We start from the raw sequence: 19,614 nt of genomic DNA on the forward strand, positions 1-19,614 counted from the left end.
TCCCGGGCCCCGGCCTCTCATTCCCAGGCCGTCAGCGGGCCGCCCAAAGCTCCGAAGAGCGGCCCGGAAGCCGTATCCCATCTCCGGATTGCCCCTTGTTCAGCGCTCTCCTAGGCTGGTGGCATGGGCACCGCTCTTCGCACACCACGGGCTCCGCGGCCGGAACTCTACCGGTTTTCCGGACTCGATCTCACCGCAGCCGGGCTGTATGTGGCAGTGGCCGCCTTCTTTGCCGCGGCCGGCGATCTGCTGGGGCCGCTGCTGCTGCAGATGTCGCCGAATCCGGCCGTGGCGTCCTACACCGTGAACCTGGTCTTTTACGGCACCATCGGCCTCCTGGCCCTGGCCGCCGCCCGGCACGTCGCCGCGCGCGATCTCCGGGTCCTGGCCACCCGGCCATGGTTCACCCTGCTCATGGTCCCGCTGGCGGTGGTGGCGATGATGATCCTTACCGCGGTCCTCGTCGCTCTCAGCGGGCCCGTGCAGACCTCCGCCAACCAGGCCGGCCTGCAGGCGCTCATGCAGCAGGTGCCGGCCTGGCTGATGGTGCCCCTGCTGGTGATCGTGGGGCCCTTCGTGGAGGAGTACATCTTCCGGCACCTGCTGATCGGCAAGCTGAGCCGGCGGGTCAACATCTGGGTGTGCTGCGCGCTGTCCGTGGTGTTGTTCGCGGCCCTGCACATTGTGGGCCAGGAGCAACTGACCCTGCAGGTGCTGATGCCCTACCTCGCGATGGGCGCGGTCCTGGTCTTCGTCTACGTCTGGGCCGGCAGGAACGTGATGTTCTCCTACTTCGTCCACGCCTCGAAGAACCTGCTGGCGGTCATCTTCATCTATGCGATCCCCCCGGACGTCCTCGAGCAGCTCCAGCAGCTGCAGGGCTGAGCCGGGCCGGGGGCTGAGCCGCGCGCCCCTACCGGGCGGGGCGCCGACGTCGTAGTTTCATTCCATGACACTGAACATCCAGATCGCCGTCGATTGCAGGAATCCGCATGAGCTCGCCGACTGGTGGGCCGAAACCCTGGACTGGGCCGTGGAGCCGCAGGACGAGGGCTTCATCCGGTCCATGGTCGGGCAGGGGTTCGCCACGGAGGCGGACACCCTGATCCACAACGGCAAGCTCGTGTGGCGCGACGGGGCAGCCATCCGCCCGGCCGAAGAGCTGGATGCCAGACCTCCGGCCCGCCGCATCCTCTTCCAGACCGCGCCGGAGGACAAGACCGTCAAGAACCGGATCCACTGGGACGTCAACCTCGCCGGTAAAGACAAGGATCACGTCCGCGCCGCCCTGGAGGCGCGCGGCGCCACGTTCCTGTGGACGGCCAGCCAGGGCCCGCATTCCTGGCACACCATGGCGGACCCGGAGGGCAACGAGTTCTGCATCAGCTAACGCGATTACTAGACTCGGACTGTGAACAACGAAATCCCCGCCCAGGTATCCGATGTCTTCGACCCCACCCGCTGGCGCGCCGTGTCCGGTTTTGACGACTTCCAGGACATGACCTACCACCGGCAGGTGGAGCGCTCCGCTGACGGCTCGTACGTGCGGGACCTGCCTACGGTCCGCATCGCCTTCAACCGTCCGGAGGTCCGCAACGCCTTCCGTCCGGGCACCGTGGATGAGCTGTACCGGGCCATGGACCACGCCCGGATGACCCCGGATGTGGCCACCGTGCTGCTCACCGGCAACGGGCCCTCGCCCAAGGACGGCGGCCACTCCTTCTGCTCGGGCGGCGACCAGCGGATCCGCGGCCGCGACGGGTACCGCTATGCAGACGGCGAGACCCAGGAGACCATCGATCCCGCCCGCGCCGGCCGGCTCCACATCCTGGAGGTGCAGCGGCTCATGCGCACCATGCCCAAGGTGGTCATCGCCGTCGTCAACGGCTGGGCGGCCGGCGGCGGGCACTCCCTGCATGTCGTCTCGGACCTCACCATCGCCTCCCGCCAGCACGGCAAGTTCAAGCAGACCGACGCGACGGTGGGCAGTTTCGACGCCGGCTACGGTTCCGCGCTGCTCGCCCGCCAGATCGGCCAGAAGGCCGCCCGCGGGATCTTCTTCCTGGCCCGCGAGTATTCCGCCGAGGACATGGTCCGCCTGGGTGCCGTCAACGAGGCCGTGGACCACGAACGGCTCGAGGACGTGGCGCTGGAGTACGCCGCGGACATCGCCCGGCAGTCCCCGCAGGCCATCCGCATGCTCAAGTTCGCGTTCAACCTCGCCGACGACGGCCTGGCCGGCCAGCAGGTGTTCGCCGGCGAGGCCACCCGGCTGGCCTACATGACCGACGAGGCCGTGGAGGGCAAGGAAGCCTTCCTCGAAAAGCGCGACCCGGACTGGTCCCGGTTCCCGTACTACTTCTAAACCATTCCTTCCAAGGAATACTTTCCGATCCGACGACTTCTCATCCGACGACCTCCAAGGCAGGACCTGTGGCTTCCGGAGCTATGAACATCGAGCCCGCGCTCGCGGCATTGGCCGCCGCCCTCCGCGGCGAGGGCCCCGCCGTCGAACTTTCCGCCGGACCGGACGGCACCCCGGCCGTGCAGCCCGTCGAGACCGGGATCGGGGACGCCGCCGTCGTGGTGCGGACCTCCGGTTCCACCGGCCCGCCCAAGGCCACGGTCCTGACCGTGGACGCGCTGGCCGCCTCCTCGATGGCCACCGCCGTGGCGCTCAAGGGCGAAGGCCAGTGGCTGCTGGCGCTGCCCGTGCAGTTCGTCGCCGGGCTGCAGGTGCTGGTCCGCTCGCTTTTCGCCGGCACCCGGCCCTGGGCCATGGACCTGCGCGGCGGCTTCACGCCCGAGGCTTTCACCGCCGCGGCCCTCGAGCTCACGGACAGGATCCGCTTCACCTCGCTCGTCCCGACGCAGCTGCAGCGTCTGCTGGACTCCCCCTCCGCGGACACCCTGGCGGCGCTCCGCCGCTTCGACGCCATCCTGCTCGGCGGGGCGCCTGCTTCCCGTCAGCTCCTGGCCGCCGGCCACGACGCCGGGGTCCGGGTGGTGACCACCTACGGCTCCGCCGAGACCTGCGGCGGCTGCGTCTACGACGGCATGCCCCTCGACGGCGTCGAGGTCAAACTGGGCGGCGACGGGCGCATCCTGCTGGGCGGTCCCACCGTAGCCGCCGGCTACCTGGACGCGCCCGCGCTCACGGCGGAGACGTTCGTCGAGGAAGACGGCGTCCGCTGGTACCGCACCAACGACCTCGGCGAGCTCGACGCGGCCGGCCGGCTGACCGTGCTGGGCCGCGCCGACGACGTCGTCATCACCGGCGGCGTCAAGGTCTCGGCCGCGCATGTACAGGCGGAGCTGGAGAAGCTCGACGGCGTGATGGCGGCTTTTGTGGCCGGCGTCCCGTCCGCGGAGTGGGGGCAGGCCCTCGCCGCCTACGTGGCGGTGGCCGACAGTTCCCCCGAAGGGATCGCCGCGTTCACCGCCCGCGCTTCCTGGGCGCAGGTGCTGGGGCGGCTGGCGCCGAAGACCGTTCTCGCCGCCGGGGAATTGCTCATGCTGCCCAACGGCAAACCGGACCGGCTGGGCATGGCTGTCCGGCTGGACGCCCTGCATCAGGGAAAATAGAGAAGCCGGGCATTCCCGGCGTCACCGAGTCAACACCCGAATCAACACGAGGTACTGAACGTGGCCACTGCCGCACAATGGATTCAAGGCGCCCGACTGCGCACCCTGCCGGCCGCGATCGCTCCGGTCCTGATCGGCACCGCGGCCGCCTACGAGATGGACGCGTTCCGCCCGGTCAACGCGGTCCTGGCGGCGCTGGTCGCCCTCCTGCTGCAGATCGGCGTCAACTATGCCAACGACTATTCGGACGGCATCCGCGGCACTGACGAGGACAGGGTGGGCCCGCTCCGGCTCGTCGGGTCCGGCGCGGCGCGGCCCGAACACGTCAAGTGGGCTGCCTTCGCGGCCTTCGGGCTCGCCATGGTGTTCGGCCTGGTCCTCGTCGTCATGACGCAGTCGTGGTGGCTGATCCTCGTGGGCATCGGCTGCGTGCTGGCGGCCTGGGGCTACACGGGCGGCAAGAACCCCTATGGCTACCTGGGCCTGGGCGACGTGTTCGTGTTCGTCTTCTTCGGGCTCGTGGCCACGCTCGGCACCACGTACACGCAGGCCGGCCAGCTCAGCCTCGCCGCCATCATCGGAGCCATCGGCACGGGCCTCATTGCCTGCGCCCTGCTGATGGCCAACAACGTCCGCGATATCCCCACCGACCGGGTGGCCGGGAAGAAGACGCTGGCGGTCCGGCTCGGGGACAAGCATGCGCGGGAAAGCTACGTGCTGATGCTCGCCGTCGCGATCCTGCTGGTGATTGTGCTCGCACCCGGCCGGCCCTGGATACTCGTTGTCCTGCTGCTGATTCCTGCGAGCCTGATGCCGTCCTGGCTGATGATCGCCGGCCGGCGGCGCAAGAGCCTGATCCCGGTCCTGAAGCAGACCGGACTGATCAACCTCGGCTACGCCGTGCTGTTCTCCCTGGGCCTGGTGCTGAGCCACGGGTTCTGAGGGCGGGCTCGCGGGCAGGGGCTGAGCCCGCAGGCGCGTCTGAGCCCAAGCTCGAGGCGGCCCGAGGCGGCCTCGCGGGCAGATTTGAGACCGGTTGCTAGGAGTCCTTGGGCCGGCTGTCCTTGCGGACCACGACGTCCGGGTGCTCATCCACCAGGCGGTCCTCGGCGTCGGCGTCGTCCTTCTCCCCTGCGCTGCGCAGCGGCTTGGCGTTGCCCGAGAAGCGCTGGTGGAGGTTCGCGGTAGCCGCGTCACGCTGTTTCTGGAAGAAGAGGAAGCTGACGGCGAAGGCCATCATGCCGGCGCAGAGGACGGCCAGCAGCCAGCCCAGTTGCAGGTGGACGAACAGCGCGAACAATGGCACAAAGAGGGCCAGACGGATCAGGGTGTATTTCAGGAATGCCACGCTTCAAGTTTAGCCGTCCGGCGTCGGCCTGGGCTCTGCCGTGGGTTTCGGTTGCCCGCCGGCACCGGTCGGGAGCCCGAGCCCGCGCCGGGGACGCCCCCGGAGGCTAGACTGAAGGTATGCTTCGTGTCGTGGTTCCAATCGTCGTTCTCGTCGTGTTTGTCTACGGACTGGTCGATGTGATCCGCACGGACGCGCGTCTCACCAAGGGCATTTCAAAGCCGGCATGGATCGTGGTCCAGATCGTGCTTCCGGTGGTCGGCGCCGTCCTCTGGTTCATCATCGGCCGCCCCCGTGCCACCAGTGCCGCCCCGGCAAGCTACGGCCACCCCCTCGCACCGGACGATGATCCGGAGTTCCTACGCAACCTGGAAGTACGCCGCCGCCAGCAGGCAGAAGCCGAGCGGCTCAAGAAGCTGAAGCACGAGCTGGAGGCCAGGGAGCGCAAGCACGACGGCGCCCCCGGTGGCATCGACGGCACCGGTTCCGGCGGTTCCCACGGTTCCGACGAGGCCGGGGCGCAGGGCACCGACGAAGTCAAATAGGCCAAGCCCGGGCCTCGGCTGACGCCCCTGCTCGCCGGGCGCGGCGGGGAGTGCGGCACGGCTCCAGGGCCCAGCGAAGCCCCTTTGCCACATCCGGCCGGAATCCCACGCTCATACCGGCCACTTTCGGCAAATCGCCGCTGCGCTGTCCCGGGCCACGCACGCAATGCCCCCGGGCCGACCCGGGCCCGGCCACTCCGGACGCCCATTTGCCACATCCGGCCGGAATCCCACGCTCATACCGGCCCTATTCGACAAATCGGTACCCGCGAACGGCCATATCCGGGACCAGGGCCGCCGCCCACTGCTCCCCCACACCCCATTCGTCCTGTGGATAACGATCCCATCCCCTCCCAGCGGCCGCACAATGGCTTTCATGCGCCGACCCAGCGAGCTACCCCGGCATCTCCGGAACCAACCCTTTACCGTGGCCGAAGCCCGGGCTGCAGGGCTGAGCCGACGTCGAATCCGGGCCGTGGATCTGGTCAGTCCATGTCACGGCGTCCGGGCCACAGCCTCGTCCGAGGACAGCCTGCTCGAACGGCTGCGCGCCCTGACGGCTGTCACCGGCACCATCGTGAGCCACACTTCGGCTGCAGTGCTGTGGGGATTCCCGCTGCCCGCCGCCCTTGAACGCCTGGTCATCATCCACCTGACGAGTCTGCCGGGCAGGCGTTCCGTGCGTCGCAAAGGGGTCGTCGGCCACCAGCACGCCCTCGAATCCGAGGAGATCACCGCCGGGCGTCGGCTGGTCTGCACCTCGCCGCTGCGGACCTGGTTCGACCTTGCCGGGATTCTTGGCCTCGACGACCTTGTGATTGCGGGGGATTTCCTGCTCCGGCGGAGGAATCCGCTGGCCAGCCTGCCGCTGCTGGATGCCTACCTTGCCGGCAAGAAGGGCAACCCCGGCTACCGCCGCGCGCTGCAGGCCCGGTCCTTGATGCGGGCGGGCACCGACTCCCCCAAGGAGACCGAACTTCGGTTGCTCCTGCTCCGCCACGGCCTTCCCGAACCCGGAATCAACGTCCCCATGTTTGACGAGACCGGCCGCTGGATCCAGGACCCCGACCTGTCCTATGAGGAGCAGAAGATTGCGATCCAGTACGACGGCGGCCACCACGCCACCCCAGCCCAGCGGCGCAGCGACATTTTCCGGGACGAGGACGCCAGGGACGCCGGTTGGCGGGTCGTGGTCCTGACCCAATGGCATCTCACCCCGTTTGCACCGGGGATGGAACCCAGCGCCGTCACCCGGGTCCGGGCGGCGTTGATGGAGCGCGGCTGGAATCCTGCCTCGGCCACGGTTCCCAAAGGGGCGCAGGGTCCATAAGGCGGACACGGTTCATGAGGCGGTCCCGCTTCCTAAGGCAGCGCTCCAAACTCCCGCCCCGCCCGATTGACGCAAATGGCCGCCAAGCGGGTGTCTTAGCGGCCATCTCCGGCAAATCGCGGAGGGAACGGGAGCGCCCTCACCAGGGTCCCGGCGGAAATGACGGAACGCGAATGGAATCCTGCCGGGGTCCCTGATTCCTGAAGCCGACAGGTTCATGAGGCCACAATGCCGGTTGCGGCCAGACCTCCCCGCCCTCCCGCCCCGCCCATATGACGCAAATGGCCGCCAAGCGGGGTCGCTTAGCGGCCATCTCCGGCAAATCGAAGAGGGAACGGGCCTCACCCGGGTCCGGGCGGCGCTGACGGAGCGCGGTTCGAATCCGGAGCCCCGCCCAGCGGCTCGAATCCAACTCCCGCACTCCGGCCCGCCATCCCGCCCGATTGACGCAAATGGCCGCCAAGCGGGGTCGCTTAGCGGCCATTCGTGGCAAATCGCCGAGGAGCACCCCCGCGGAGGAGCGGCCCCGAGAGGACTACAGCCCCGAGTAGGAGTGCAGGCCGTTGAAGAACTGGTTCACGATCGTGAAGTTGAAGACCACGCACAGGTAGCCCACAATGGACAGCCACGCCGCCCGGGTTCCGGTCCAGCCGCGGGTGGCGCGGGCGTGCAGGTAGCCGGCGTAGACCACCCAGATCACGAAGGTCCACACTTCCTTCGTGTCCCAGCCCCAGAACCGGCCCCACGCCTTCTCGGCCCAGATGGCACCGAACATGAGCGTGAAGGTCCAGCCGATGAAGGCGATCGCGTTGATCCGGTAGGACAGGTTCTCCAGGCTCAGGGCGGACGGCACGAGGCGCAGGAAGCCCAGCTTGTCGGCGCCGCCGGAGGCTACGGCCTTCTGGCGGTGCGACTGCAGCAGCTGCAGCGCGGACATGGCGAAGGTCAGGGTGAACAGCGCCGAGGACATCACGGCGATGGACACATGGATGATCAGCCAGTAGCTCTGCAGGGCGGGCACCAGGTGCCCGACGGGCGTCCAGAACGCCACGGAAGCGGCGACCAGCATGATGACGGCCAGGCCGATCACGAACGTGCCCAGGAAGCGCAGGTCGCGGCGGATCAGCACCACGAGGAACACCGCCACGGCCACGAACGCGCCCGTGCTGAGGAACTCGTACATGTTGCCCCACGGCACCCGGCCTGCGCCGATGGCCCGGGTGATGACGCCGGCCGCATGGATCGCGGCGCCCAGCACGGTCACGGCGACGGCGACGCGGGCCGGAGCGCGGCGCTCGGCACCGTAGCGCATGCCGCCGTCGGCGGTCTGGCCGACGCCGGTGGTGCTGCCCTGCGCGGCGCGCGAGACGGACGACGTCGGACGCTCGGCGCGGCCGGCCGGCCCGCTGACGTCCGAGTCGGCACGGTCGGCGGCACCCGTGGCGGCTCCGGCACGCACTCCTGCCCCCACACCCGCCCCGACGGGAACCTTCACACTCGCGGCACCGGCGCTTGTCCCGGAGGCGGCGGCCGCCTTGAGGTCCACGGCGCGCAGCATCTTGCTGCTCTTGGCCAGGTCCCAGGCGAAGGCGACGAAAGCGACCGTGTAGGTACCGGCGGCGAGCAGCATGAACAGCTCGCTGTACTGCCCCATGGTTTCGTTGATGGAGAACGGCATTACTGATCCTTCTTTGACTCAGGCGAGCCGGCTGTTGACTGAATGAAGTCTGCTGCGGAGTGTTCCAGGGAGGACTGCGCGACGGCGGCACCGGGCGCGCCGGTATCCGCCCGGCCATTGTCCGCTCCCCTGCTGGGAGCGGGCTGGGAGGCGGAGGCCGGCGCCGCAGAGGCGGGGGCGGAGGCGGGCGGGGCATCGTCCGGGGAGACGGTATCCTCGTCCAACGCCCAGGCGCCGGCCAGCAGGGACCGGATCGCCTTGGCCTCGCCGGCCAGCCGGTGGTCTTCACCGCGGGCCAGGAGCCCGTATTCGACCATGGTGCGGCCGTCCTCGTGGGTTCCTGTCCGGACCCAGACGCGGCGCCGGTTCACGTATAGCGAGGTGACCAGCCCGGCGACGGCCACGAGCGCGAAGATGAGCGCGAAGAGCTGCCCGGGGTTGTGGTGGATGTCCACGCCCACGTAGCGCTTCACGCCGTCGAAGCTGATGGAGCCCTTGCCGTCCGGCAGCGTGTAGCTGGCACCCGGCGCGAGGGTGATGCCCTTGGTGTCCAGGTTCCGGGCATTGAGCGGGGTCAGCTTCTTGACGTCGAGCTCGAAGACATTCTGCGGGGAGCCGTCGTTCAGGCCGAGGTCGCCGTAGTAGGAGTTCAGGCTCAGCTGCGGGTTGATCAGCTCGGGATCGCCGCTGAAGGAGACGCCTTTCTCGGTGACGAAGGCCGTGGGCAGGAAGAACCCGGCAAAGGCGAGCTGCTCGGGCTTGGCATCGGGGACCTTGATGACGATGGAGGAGTAGTAGTTGTCTCCTTGCAGCTTGGCCACGACGGGGCCCTGCATGGCGACGTTGCCGGAGCCGTCGCGGACGGTGACCACGGGGGCGTAGCCGTTGCCGGTGAGGTACATGCTGGTGCCGCCGAGGCTGAGCGGATCATTGACCTTCAGCACTTCCTTCTTCGCGGGTGCGTCCGGGGTCTCCTTGGTGGTCACGTCGGCCGTGAAATCGATGGGCTGGCCGAACTTGCCCTTGGATTCGCGGTCGAAGGTGATCCGGAACTTGTCCAGCTGCACCGAGTAGGGCTGGAGCTGGCTGCTCTGGAAGTTGGTGCCCGGCGTGAACTGGTCGTAGCCGACCAGGGTGTTCACGAACGTGTCCCCCTCCACCAGGATCCGCTGCCCGCTGTAACCGAACAGGCCGCCGGCGGCGACGGAGATCAGGACGCCGATCAGGGCGCTGTGGAAGACGAGGTTTCCGACTTCGCGCAGGAAGCCGCGCTCCGCCCCCAGGGACGGCCGCGCGCCGTCGTGGTTCCGGACGTCCACGCGGTAGCCGCGCTTCTTCAGCAGCCCGGCGGCGTCGGTGATGGCGGACGACGCCGGGATCCCGGCGTCGGCGGGGATCACGAGCGTGCCGTACTCGGGGAGCCGGGACAGGCGGGCCGGGGTCCGCGGCGGCTGCGAGCGCATCGCCTTGTAGTGCGCAATGGCGCGGGGCACCACGCAGCCGATCAGCGAGATGAACAGCAGGATGTAGATGGCCGAGAACCACGCGGAGGAATAGACGTCGTAGAGCTGGAGCGAGTCCAGGAGCTTGCCGTAGTCCGGGTGGTCCTTGATGTACTGCGTGACGATCGAGGGATTGGCCGGGCGCTGCGGGAACAACGAGCCCGGCACCGCAGCGACCGCGAGCATGAGCAGGAGGAACAGCGCCGTGCGCATGCTGGTCAGCTGGGTCCACGCCCAGCGGAGCATGCCCAGCGGGCCAAGCGTCGGAAGGACAGCCTCCGCCTTGGCAGCGGAAACAGCCGCCGCCAGCGGGCTGGCGGTGCCGGGCGGGCTGGCGGTGCCGGCGGCGTCGGGCGTGCTGCCGGGGGCCGGGGACTTCTTAGGTACGTTCACTCGCTCGCTCATCAGATCGGCAATTTCACATCGGTTTGGAACCAGTACTGCAATTCGGAGACCCAGGTCCCCCACACGCCGCTGGCCATCAGCAGACCCAGAACAACAAGGATGCCGCCGCCGGTGCGCTGGATGGCGAGCCGGTGCTTGCGGAAGAAGGACATCACGCCGATGCCGCGGCGCACGGCCAGGGCGATCAGCAGGAACGGCAGGCCCAAGCCAAGGCTATACACGAAGGCCAGAAAAGCCCCCTTGGCTGCCGACGATCCGCCGGAGAGGCTCAGGAGCTGGACGGCGGAATAGGTCGGCCCGATGCACGGCGCCCAGCCCAGGCCGAAGGTGATGCCCAGCAGCGGCGCGCCCCACAGCCCCGCCGGCGGCTTGGCATGGATCTTGGCGTCGCGCTGGAGCCAGCCGAAGCCGCCCATGAAGACCACACCCATGATGATCACCAGGATGCCCAGCAGCTGGGTGATCCACCGGTTCTGCGAGCCGGTGATCAGCGTCCCCAGCTGGCCGAACGCCCCGCCGAGCAGCACGAAGACCACCGAGAAGCCCAGCACGAAGAGCCCGATGCCGGCCAGCATGCGGCCGCGCTTCTGCTTCTGGAGGTCGACGCCGGTCAGTCCCGTCACGTAGCCCAGGTACCCGGGCACGAGCGGCAGCACGCAGGGCGAGAGGAAGGAGACGACGCCGGCCAGCAGCGCCACGGGCACGGCCAGCAGGAGCGATCCGTTCAGGATGGCTTCAGCGAAGGGGCTGTTCACGGCCGCGCCGCCGCTACTCGGCCACGGCGGCGGCGATGAGGGACTTGAGGGTGCCCTTCTGGATTTCACCGAGGACGCGGGAAGCCACGCGGCCCTGCTTGTCCAGCACCAGCGTGGTGGGAACGGCTCCCGGGGGCACCAGGCCGGAGACGGCCAGCAGCACCGCTCCGTCCTTGTCATTGAAGCTCGGATACGTGAGGTTGAAGGTCTTGTCGAACGCGTCGGCGGTGGCCTTCTCGTCACGGAGGTTCACGCCGAAGAACTGCACGCCCTGGCTCGTGAACTCCTGGTTCAGGGCTTCCAGGGAGGGCGCTTCAACCCGGCACGGGGCGCAGGCGGCAAACCAGAAGTTGAGCACGGTGACCTTCCCGAGGAAGTCCGCGGGCGCCACGGCGGTGCCGTCGAACAGCGTCCCCCTGACATCCACGGGCGCCTTGCGGTCCGCGACGGCGAACTCGGTCACCGAGCCGTCGCCGGCCACGTAGTTCTTGTTGTCCCCGGCCTTCGCCTGCTTGGCCAGCGCATCCTCCTGCGCGCAGCCGGAGAGCCCCAGTACGACGGCGAGGGCGGCGCCGCCCGCCGTCAGGACGGTGCGGCGGGACAGCGCCGCCGGCGTTCCCTTGTTGTTTCCCTTGTGGCCGGCCACGCGTCAGGCCCCCGGGGTGCTGGACGCACCGGCAAGAAGGGCGGCAGCAGGCTCGCTGTAGTCCACGCGCACGAGGGCGCCGGCGTCGTCGAACACCAGGGACGTCAGGGACGTCAGCGTGCACTCGCGCTTCCGCGGATCATGCCACAACGGCTTGCCCTCGGCGCTGAGCCGGGTGGCCCAGATGGGAAGCTGATGGCTGACCAGGATGGCCTCGGCGCCGTCGCCGCCGAGCTCGACGGCCCGGACGCGTGCGTCCCGGACGGCGGCCATGACGCGGGCCGCCTGCTGTTTATACGGCTCGCCCCAGGAGGGCCGGAACGGGTTGCACAGCCTGGGCCAGTGCTTCGGCTTGAGGAGTTCGGCCTTGGAGACGTGGAGCCCCTCGAAGTAGTTGGCGGCCTCGATGATCCGGGCCTCGGTGGCAATCTCGAGGTGGAGCGCCCCGGCGATCGGGCGTGCGGTCTCCTGGGCGCGGGCCAGCGGGGAGGCGGCCAGGTGGACGATCTTCGCCCCCTGTGCGGCGCGTTCGGCGAAGTGGTCCGCCAGCACCCCGGCCATCTGCTGGCCGAGCCCGGAGAGGTGGAATTCCGGCAGCCTGCCGTACAGGACACGATCGGGATTGTGGACCTCGCCGTGGCGGAGCAAATGAACAGTGGCTTGGGGCATGTGTACCAGTTTCTCAAACGGCAGGGGTAATGACGAAATCTTCTACAGGAAGTAGAACTGAAAAGTTTGGCGAAATGTTCCCCGGAGTTGGGACAAAAGATGCAAACGCATGTAATACTTGATTCAGCGGTTAGTTGAGACTTCAAGTAACGAAGCCTCGACTGACGATCAGACGAACTGAAGCAAGGCCCACCCGACTCAAGGAGAACCACCATGGCACTTCCCGCCAACGTCACCACCGGCACCTGGACCCTCGACAACTCGCACAGCGAGATCGCGTTCACCGTCCGCCACGCCGGCATCAGCAAGGTCCGCGGCCAGTTCAAGGATGCCGAGGCCACCCTGGACCTCGCCGAGAACGTCGCCGACTCCAAGGTCAGCGCCACCATCAAGACCGCGAGCTTCGACTCCGGCGATGCCAACCGCGACGGCCACGTCCGCGGCGAAGACTTCTTCGACGTCGAGAAGTTCCCGGAAATCTCCTTCGTCTCCAACGCCATCGTCCCCAAGGGCGACAGCTACGAGCTCGTGGGCGATCTGACCATCAAGGGTGTTACCCGCCCGGTGGCCCTGGACACCGAGTTCAACGGCGTTGCCGTTGACCCGTTCGGCATGACCCGCGCCGGCCTGTCCGCCGAGACCACCATCAGCCGCAAGGACTTCGGCCTGACCTGGAACGCAATCCTGGACGCCGGTGGAGTGCTCGTCAGCGACAAGGTTGCCGTCAACCTCGAACTGGCTTTCATCGCTCCAGCAGCCTAGTCAGTACCCTTGGGCAGGCCTGGCCCGTTGCCGGCGCCTGTCCGGAGCACCCCGCTTCATCCCCGTGATGGAGCGGGGTGCTGTGTTTAAGCCCACTCCGGGGTTCCGCCGCACGGTCTGGGCGGCCGCCGCGGCGCCGGCGTAGGCGGCCGCCGGCAGCCCGTGGCATGCCCGCGGCAGGCCGCAAATTCCCTAGATAACGGCGGAAGCGCCGTCTACAGTGGGAGCCATGAGCAACCCTAGTGATGTACCGCCGCCGCAGCCGGGTGCCCTCCCCCCGCCGTCCAACAATGTCCCGCCCGCCGGCTCCGCCCCGTCGCAGCCGAACCCGCAGATCCCCGAGGGGTACGAGTCCCCTCCCCAGGGGTACCAGCCGCCGCAGGGCTACGGGACTCCCCCGCAGGGGTACGACGCGCCGGGCCAGCAGGGGTACGGGGCGCCGCAGCCGGGCTACGGCCAGCCGCCGCAGCAGGGGTACCCGGCTCCCGGCCAGACCGGACGGCCGGCTCCGACGGGCCGGATGCGCTTCGAGATGCCGGGCGACCGCCCCAGGAACTTCAACGATGTACTCCCCCAGGGCGGCTTCTCCGGCATGTTCACCGTCACCCAGATGCCGACCGAGCTGAAGGTTTCCTACTGGATCTGGCTCATCGGCGGCCTGCTGGGCCTGCTCGGCGGAGTCATCGGCCTGTTCGGGTCGTTTGTCCTCATTGCGATCGTCCCGCCGTTGGGCCTTCTGGTGCTGCTGCTGGTGCTGGTGGCGCTCGTCCTGGCCGCCGCCCAGGTCGTCCTGGCCATGAAGATGAAGGAGGGCCGGGAGTGGGCACGCTTCGCCCTCACGATTGTTGCCGGCATTTCCCTGGTCCTGGCGATCATCAATGCCAGCGCCGCGGACGGCCGGGGCGGCGGGAGCTGGCCTGGCTTCATCGTCAGCCTCGCGGCCGCGGTGCTCATGTGGCTGCCCAACTCGCAGGCCTGGTTTGCGGGGCTCCGGGGCCGCGCCCAGTAGCCGCCAGCGGCAAAAATTTTGCCGACAGGCCGCGTCGGGGGCACCTGCCCACCGCGGCCTGTCAGCGTTCGGAGATAAGGGCCGGGAATACCTCTCCGGAATGATCCTCGCGGCTGCCGGCCCGCGGTACGGTGGAACTGACCATGCTGGGGGCAGGGCAGGATCACTGGTCCCGGAATGCAGAGCCGAAATCGACATGCAAAGGACCGCCCATGAGCAACCCGCCAGTCCCCCCTTCGAATCCGGACGGCCCCGAACCCGGCCAGCCGCCGGCACCAGGCCAGCCCCCGTCAGCACCGCAGTACGGCCAGCAGGCACCCCAGCCTCCCGCGTACGGCCAGCAGCCCCCGTCAGCGCCGCAGTACGGCCAGCAGGCACCCCAGCCTCCCGCGTACGGCCAGCCCCCGTCAGCACCGCAGTACGGCCAGGTCGCTCCGCAGCTGCCCCAGTACGGCCAGCAGCCCCCGCAGTCCGGGAACTCCGGCTACGGACAGTCCCCTTACGCCCAGTACCCTTCCGAACAGCCGGCAGCTCCGGGAGAGGCGCCCAAGCTGGTCAACATTTCCTTCTGGCTGCTCATTGCATCCGGAGCGGTGTGGCTGCTCTCCGTCCTGCTCTCGATCGTGCTCATCGACACCCCCGCCCTCCGGCAGCAGTTCGAGGAGCAGATGCGTGCAAGCGGCACCCAGATAGATTTCAACTCCATCAAGGGCATCCTCGTCGGGACCATTGTGGCGGTCGCCGTGATCGGCGCCGGCCTCTACGCCCTGGTCGCCTTTAATGTCCGTAAGGGCAAGAACTGGGCGCGCATCCTGGGTACCGTCTTCGCCGCGCTTTCCGTCCTCAGCCTTTTCCCGCTGGGCCCCGGAACCCTCGCGGCCCTGCTCGGCATCGCCGCAATCGTGCTGCTCTACCTGCCGGACGCGTCGCCGTACTTCCAGAAGCGGCAGCCGTTCGCCAACCCGTACGGGCAGCCGGGCGCTCCGTTCGGGAAGTAGTCCCCAAGGAAGTAGTCCCCAGGCACACGCGCACAGGGCGCGGGAGCCGGACGGGCTGGCTGAAACTAGCCGGCGTCCTCCGGGCCCTGCGCCCTTTGTGCGTGGTACGCCAGAATCTGCAGCTCGGTCGCCATGTCCACCTTGCGGAGGTTGACCCCCGGCGGCACCTGCAGCATGACCGGTGCGAAGCTGAGGATGCTCCGCACGCCGGCAGCGACAACCCGGTCGCAGACGCTTTGCGCGACCGCGGCAGGCAGCGCCAGGACCACCATGTTCGCGCCCGTCCGTTGCAGCACGGGCTCAAGGTCTGCTGCGTCGCTGACCCGCAGCCACCCCACTTCGCTGCCCACCACCATCTGGTCCGCGTCGAAGATGGCGACGACGTCGAAGCCCCGGGATTCGAACCCGCCATACCTGGCCAGGGCCTTGCCCAGGTTGCCGGCACCGACAATCGCGACCTTCCAGTCGTGGGTCAGGCCCAGGGCGGCGGCAATGTTCCGGGTGAGGTACTGCACCTCATAGCCCACGCCCCGGGTTCCATAGGAACCGACATAGGACAGGTCCTTGCGGAGCGTGGACGAGCTGACGCCCGAGGCCTCGGCCAGGGATTCGGAGGAAACCCTGTCGACGCCTTCAGCGCGCAGCGTCGTCAGGGCGCGCAGGTAGAGGGTCAGCCGGGCCACGGCCGCGGGTGGTATCAGCTTGGCGGCGGTCCCGGATCCCGCCGGCACAGCCTCGGGAGTTGAATCCAGCGAAGTCACTATCTGCTCCATTGCGTCGCGTTGTGCCTTCCACTCTAGATCCCCGGCAGTTCACGCATCAAAGCAGGCCGCGTCAGGGCTGCTGGTCCAGGGCCCGGCGCAGGGTCCGGGCCAGCCGTGTTTCGTCGATTTTCCAGAAATCCCGCTGGACTCCGTCCACCAGCAACACCGGGATCTCCTCGGCGAAGCGCTCGCGCAACTCGGCGTCGTCGTCGACGGATTGCTCCGTCCACTGAATCCCCAGGGCCGCCGTGACACGGCCGACGGCGGCGCGCGCCTCGGCGCAGAGGTGGCAGTCGGTTTTGGTGATCAGGACGACGTCGGGGCGGGGCGCGGGCGTGGGCATGGTTCCACGGTAGCCCGGCAGCGCGCCCGGCGTCGACGCAGGGCAGCCGGAGGGGCAAAACGGGCCGGTCCGGGGTGTTTCGCGGGCCGGCATGACGCGGGCGAAACGGGAGGAAGGCCCGCAATGACTAGACTCGAGGCATGCCCGAGGAGAAGTACGCCGCTGTGGCCACGGCGCCGCATGCAGCCTGGCAGCACGGCGAGGCCGCGTTCTTCGACGTCGACAACACCCTCATGAAGGGCGCCAGCCTGTTCCACGTGGCGCGCAAGATGTACCAGCGCGGGGCCTTCACCATTCCCCAGGCCGCCGGTTTCGCCTGGAAGCAGTTCATGTTCGTGCTGCGCGGGGAAAACATCGATGATGTCCACGCCGTCCGCGATTCCGCCCTCACCCTCGCCGCCGGCATCACCGTGGAGGACATCGAGGCGCTCGGCGAAGAAGTCTATGACGAAATGATTGAATCCCGGATCTGGCCTGGCGCCAAGGCGCTGGCCGAGCAGCATCTGCGGGTGGGCCGCAGGGTGTGGCTCGTGACCGCGACGCCGATCGAGGTGGCCACCGTGATTTCGACCCGGCTGGGCCTGACCGGCGCCCTCGGGACGGTGGGCGAGATCCTGGACGGTTCCTACACGGGCAGGCTCGTGGGCGACATCCTGCACGGGCCGGCCAAGGCCGTTGCCGTCCGTGACATTGCCGAAGCCGAGGGCCTGGACCTTAACCGGTGCTGGGCCTACAGCGATTCCCACAATGACATCCCGCTGCTGGGCATGGTGGGGCATCCGGTGGCCATCAACCCGGATTCCAGGCTGCGCCGCCACGCCCGGGACAACAACTGGCCGGTCTACGATTTCCGCTCCGGACGGCGCGCGGCCACCCTGGGCCTGAAGGCGGCCACCGTCGGAGGGGTCGTCTACGGCCTCTGGCGGGGCTTCTCCCGCTTCCGCGGCCCCACCCCCTGAGTGCCGGGCCCCCGCTCTGCGGCCAAGGCCGCCTGGAACACCCCGCCAAAGAAAATGCCCGCCGCCGGGAAGGCAACGGGCATTTCACGCAGTGTGAAGTATTGCTACTTCTTATTGCGGCGCTGGTGGCGCGTCTTACGAAGCAACTTGCGGTGCTTCTTCTTGGCCATACGCTTGCGACGCTTCTTAATAACTGAACCCACGAAAGTCCCTCACAAACTAGATGCAGGACCTGTCTGCTGGGAGTCGTCCGCGGATTGAGCTTGAGACTGAACAACTGACAGGTTCTTACGATGACGTAAAACGTTCCTTAACAGGGTACCGCCTATCCGGGGCGGCCCACGACCGCTGGCCCTGTCCGGGCCCGCAGTTCATCCGGAAGACTCCGCGGGGCAGTCCGCGGACAGATCAGCCTGTTTCCGTATGTCCGTCGGCGTGCCTGTCCACGACGGCGCCTTTGAGATATTGTTCGACGGCGTTTTCCGGTACCCGGTAGGAGCGTCCGAAGCGCACGGCCGGCATCTCGCCCGAATGCACCAGGCGGTAGACGGTCATCTTTGACACCCGCATGACCTCCGCGACTTCAGCCACGGTCAAAAAGCGTGCGTTGGAGAAATTGGCCTCCGGAGACATTTCCTTTATTCCTTTACTCAAGCGAACGGCAGCCCCACCTGGATGACATGGCGGTGTGCAGATGCTGAGCCATCAAACAACCACGTGTTAGTAACTCTAGGTGCTTGTGGTGCCAATGTGAAAGGTTTGCCCAGGAATCCCGCCGCTGCGGTGCTCTCGACTCAGCCGCGGGTCCGGCGCGTACGGGCCGAGGCTGCCAGCTGATCCAGGACGGCCGCGGTCACGTCCCAGTCCATGCACGCATCCGTGACACTCTGGCCGTAGAGCAGATCGTCCGTGCCCGCGGCATGGCTGGCGACGTCCAGGTCCTGGGCCCCGCCCACCAGGAAGCTCTCAAGCATGACGCCGGCGATGGCACCCGCGGAGGGCCCCGCGCTTTCCAGCTGCGAGCCGATTTCGAGGGCCACCTCGGCCTGGCGGTGGTGGTTCTTGCCGCTGTTGGCATGGCTGGCGTCCACGATCAGCCGCGGGTTCAGCTGCTTGCCGGCCAGCGTGGCGGAGGCGGCCTCGACGTCGGCAGCGGCGTAGTTGGGACCCTGGCGGCCGCCGCGGAGGATGATGTGGGTGTCCGGGTTGCCGGCGGTGGCCACTAGCGCCGCCCGGCCCCCGCCGTCGATCCCGAGGAACGCCTGGGCCGCCGCCGCGGCGCTGCAGGCGTCGAGCGCGACCTGGAGACCGCCGTCGGTCCCGTTCTTGAAGCCGACCGGCATGGACAGCCCGGACGCCAGCTGGCGGTGGATCTGGCTTTCGGTGGTGCGGGCCCCGATGGCACCCCAGGAGACGAGATCGGCCATGTACTGGGGGCTGATCGGTTCGAGGAATTCGGTGGCCGCGGGCAGGCCGAGCGCGGTGACCTGGCGCAGGAACCCGCGGGCGGCGCGCAGGCCGGCGGCGATGTCGTGGCTGCCGTCGAGCCTGGGGTCGTTGATCAGGCCCTTCCAGCCCACCGTGGTGCGCGGCTTCTCGAAGTACGCGCGCATGACGATCAGCAGGTCTTCGCGGTGCTTTTCGGCCTGGCTGACCAGCCGGCGGGCGTATTCCAGTCCGGCCTTGGGATCGTGGATGGAGCAGGGGCCCACGATCACCAGCAGACGGTCGTCGACTCCGTCCATGATGGCGCGCACCTCATCCCGGCCGCGTCCGACGACGTCGGCCATGCGCGGGTCCAGCGGCAGTTCCGCGATCATCTCCTGCGGGGTGGGCAACGCAGTGAACTCGCTGACGCGGAGGTTGGAGGTGCACTGCTGGGATTCGGGGGCTGCTTCGATGCTCATGTCGGGGTCCTGTTCCGGTGCGGAGCGGGCCCTGGTCAGAACCCGCCGGGAAATGGCGAAGGGCAGAGAATGATCTCTGCCCTGTTGGCTCTGAAGGAAATTTGGATGCGTGTCAGTTCGACGCGGGCCCCTCCAGAGCCAACGAAAAATACGCATACCAACGGTTAGTCATGCAAGGACCATAGCCCCGGCCTCGGCCCCGGGCAAAACCGGGCGCATCCGAGACCGTAACATTCAGCGACCGGGAACGAGGCCGGGGGCGGGTTGCGCGTGGCCGGGCGCGGGCGGCGGGGAGCGGTGCCCGGGTCACACCGGCTTATGCGCCGAACCCGGCCTCCTCGCGGTACCCCACCCAACTCACTCGCAGTTGTTGCCGTTTTGAGCGCTCAAAACGGCAACAACTGCGAGT

The 19,614-nt window shown here is 68.2% G+C and carries 22 protein-coding genes; 11 read left to right on the forward strand and 11 right to left on the reverse strand.

Annotated elements, in window-relative coordinates; translation table 11 throughout:
• Positions 1-123 precede the first annotated feature (123 nt).
• The 5 genes from J9611_RS08360 to J9611_RS08380 all read left to right on the forward strand — a co-directional run bounded on the left by J9611_RS08360 (position 124) and on the right by J9611_RS08380 (position 4,527).
• The gene (locus J9611_RS08360) at positions 124-885 is read left to right on the forward strand and encodes a CPBP family intramembrane glutamic endopeptidase (RefSeq protein ID WP_211879298.1); all 762 of its coding nucleotides are present in this window, start codon (positions 124-126) and stop codon (positions 883-885) included.
• Between the two features lie 64 nt (positions 886-949).
• Positions 950-1,390 carry a VOC family protein gene (locus J9611_RS08365; RefSeq protein ID WP_211879299.1) on the forward strand — a complete coding sequence of 147 codons (441 nt, stop codon included), beginning with the start codon at positions 950-952 and terminating at the stop codon, positions 1,388-1,390.
• A gap of 21 nt (positions 1,391-1,411) precedes the next feature.
• Complete coding sequence (locus J9611_RS08370) at positions 1,412-2,365, forward strand: 1,4-dihydroxy-2-naphthoyl-CoA synthase (protein WP_211879300.1); 954 nt, start codon at positions 1,412-1,414, stop codon at positions 2,363-2,365.
• 83 nt (positions 2,366-2,448) lie between these two features.
• Positions 2,449-3,585 carry an AMP-binding protein gene (locus J9611_RS08375; RefSeq protein ID WP_211879315.1) on the forward strand — a complete coding sequence of 379 codons (1,137 nt, stop codon included), beginning with the start codon at positions 2,449-2,451 and terminating at the stop codon, positions 3,583-3,585.
• A gap of 60 nt (positions 3,586-3,645) precedes the next feature.
• Positions 3,646-4,527, forward strand: coding sequence for a 1,4-dihydroxy-2-naphthoate polyprenyltransferase (locus tag J9611_RS08380; protein WP_211879301.1), 882 nt, complete (start codon positions 3,646-3,648; stop codon positions 4,525-4,527).
• Positions 4,528-4,624: 97 nt separating this feature from the next.
• Here J9611_RS08380 and J9611_RS08385 read toward each other — a convergent pair whose 3' ends face one another.
• Entirely contained in the window at positions 4,625-4,933 is a 309-nt protein-coding gene (locus tag J9611_RS08385) for a DUF4229 domain-containing protein (RefSeq protein WP_211879302.1), read from the reverse strand.
• A gap of 119 nt (positions 4,934-5,052) precedes the next feature.
• On the opposite strand from J9611_RS08385, the gene J9611_RS08390 reads away from it, so the two are divergent.
• Positions 5,053-5,478 (forward strand): PLD nuclease N-terminal domain-containing protein, encoded by a 426-nt coding sequence (locus tag J9611_RS08390; RefSeq protein ID WP_211879303.1) that lies wholly within the window; start codon positions 5,053-5,055, stop codon positions 5,476-5,478.
• A gap of 475 nt (positions 5,479-5,953) precedes the next feature.
• Positions 5,954-6,808 (forward strand): putative endonuclease domain-containing protein, encoded by an 855-nt coding sequence (locus J9611_RS08395; protein WP_307857052.1) that lies wholly within the window; start codon positions 5,954-5,956, stop codon positions 6,806-6,808.
• Positions 6,809-7,343: 535 nt separating this feature from the next.
• Here the strand turns inward: J9611_RS08395 and ccsB are convergent.
• Genes ccsB through J9611_RS08420 form a run of 5 tightly spaced genes read right to left on the reverse strand, consistent with a single transcriptional unit; the run spans position 7,344 to position 12,463 of the window.
• The gene (ccsB, locus tag J9611_RS08400; protein WP_211879305.1) at positions 7,344-8,486 is read right to left on the reverse strand and encodes a c-type cytochrome biogenesis protein CcsB; all 1,143 of its coding nucleotides are present in this window, start codon (positions 8,484-8,486) and stop codon (positions 7,344-7,346) included.
• Entirely contained in the window at positions 8,486-10,393 is a 1,908-nt protein-coding gene (resB, locus tag J9611_RS08405) for a cytochrome c biogenesis protein ResB (RefSeq protein ID WP_246527556.1), read from the reverse strand. The genes ccsB and resB overlap by 1 nt, the downstream gene beginning before the upstream one ends.
• Positions 10,393-11,148: a cytochrome c biogenesis CcdA family protein gene (locus J9611_RS08410; RefSeq protein ID WP_211879306.1), complete on the reverse strand. Its 756-nt coding sequence runs from the start codon at positions 11,146-11,148 to the stop codon at positions 10,393-10,395. Before J9611_RS08410 ends, resB begins: the two co-directional genes overlap by 1 nt.
• A 13-nt stretch (positions 11,149-11,161) precedes the next feature.
• Positions 11,162-11,794 carry a TlpA family protein disulfide reductase gene (locus J9611_RS08415; protein ID WP_307857053.1) on the reverse strand — a complete coding sequence of 211 codons (633 nt, stop codon included), beginning with the start codon at positions 11,792-11,794 and terminating at the stop codon, positions 11,162-11,164.
• Between the two features lie 3 nt (positions 11,795-11,797).
• Positions 11,798-12,463 carry a histidine phosphatase family protein gene (locus tag J9611_RS08420; RefSeq protein WP_211879307.1) on the reverse strand — a complete coding sequence of 222 codons (666 nt, stop codon included), beginning with the start codon at positions 12,461-12,463 and terminating at the stop codon, positions 11,798-11,800.
• Positions 12,464-12,676: 213 nt separating this feature from the next.
• Here J9611_RS08420 and J9611_RS08425 point away from each other — a divergent pair, with 213 nt between their 5' ends.
• From J9611_RS08425 to J9611_RS08435, 3 genes are all read left to right on the forward strand, one after another.
• On the forward strand, positions 12,677-13,225 hold the full coding sequence (locus J9611_RS08425) for a YceI family protein (RefSeq protein ID WP_211879308.1): 549 nt from the start codon (positions 12,677-12,679) through the stop codon (positions 13,223-13,225).
• Positions 13,226-13,454: 229 nt separating this feature from the next.
• A complete protein-coding gene (locus J9611_RS21795) occupies positions 13,455-14,234 on the forward strand; it encodes a hypothetical protein (protein WP_246527557.1) in 780 nt (259 codons plus the stop codon).
• 212 nt (positions 14,235-14,446) lie between these two features.
• Complete coding sequence (locus tag J9611_RS08435; protein WP_211879309.1) at positions 14,447-15,232, forward strand: PAT1 family protein; 786 nt, start codon at positions 14,447-14,449, stop codon at positions 15,230-15,232.
• A gap of 65 nt (positions 15,233-15,297) precedes the next feature.
• Here J9611_RS08435 and J9611_RS08440 read toward each other — a convergent pair whose 3' ends face one another.
• Together J9611_RS08440 and J9611_RS08445 are read right to left on the reverse strand one after the other, a co-directional pair.
• On the reverse strand, positions 15,298-15,993 hold the full coding sequence (locus J9611_RS08440; RefSeq protein ID WP_211879310.1) for a redox-sensing transcriptional repressor Rex: 696 nt from the start codon (positions 15,991-15,993) through the stop codon (positions 15,298-15,300).
• A gap of 73 nt (positions 15,994-16,066) precedes the next feature.
• A complete protein-coding gene (locus J9611_RS08445; RefSeq protein WP_211879311.1) occupies positions 16,067-16,339 on the reverse strand; it encodes a glutaredoxin family protein in 273 nt (90 codons plus the stop codon).
• Between the two features lie 140 nt (positions 16,340-16,479).
• Between J9611_RS08445 and J9611_RS08450 the strand changes: the two genes are divergently transcribed.
• The gene (locus tag J9611_RS08450; RefSeq protein WP_211879312.1) at positions 16,480-17,298 is read left to right on the forward strand and encodes an HAD family hydrolase; all 819 of its coding nucleotides are present in this window, start codon (positions 16,480-16,482) and stop codon (positions 17,296-17,298) included.
• Between the two features lie 104 nt (positions 17,299-17,402).
• Here the strand turns inward: J9611_RS08450 and J9611_RS08455 are convergent, their stop codons facing one another.
• The 3 genes from J9611_RS08455 to J9611_RS08465 form a co-directional block, all read right to left on the reverse strand.
• On the reverse strand, positions 17,403-17,501 hold the full coding sequence (locus J9611_RS08455; protein ID WP_003792170.1) for a 30S ribosomal protein bS22: 99 nt from the start codon (positions 17,499-17,501) through the stop codon (positions 17,403-17,405).
• A gap of 205 nt (positions 17,502-17,706) precedes the next feature.
• Positions 17,707-17,931, reverse strand: coding sequence for a helix-turn-helix domain-containing protein (locus tag J9611_RS08460; protein WP_211879313.1), 225 nt, complete (start codon positions 17,929-17,931; stop codon positions 17,707-17,709).
• 161 nt (positions 17,932-18,092) lie between these two features.
• The gene (locus J9611_RS08465; RefSeq protein ID WP_211879314.1) at positions 18,093-19,205 is read right to left on the reverse strand and encodes a 3-deoxy-7-phosphoheptulonate synthase; all 1,113 of its coding nucleotides are present in this window, start codon (positions 19,203-19,205) and stop codon (positions 18,093-18,095) included.
• Positions 19,206-19,614: the final 409 nt, after the last annotated feature.

The sequence above is a fragment of the Pseudarthrobacter albicanus genome, assembly GCF_018224015.1.
GTDB classification, from domain to species: Bacteria; Actinomycetota; Actinomycetes; order Actinomycetales; family Micrococcaceae; genus Arthrobacter; species Arthrobacter albicanus.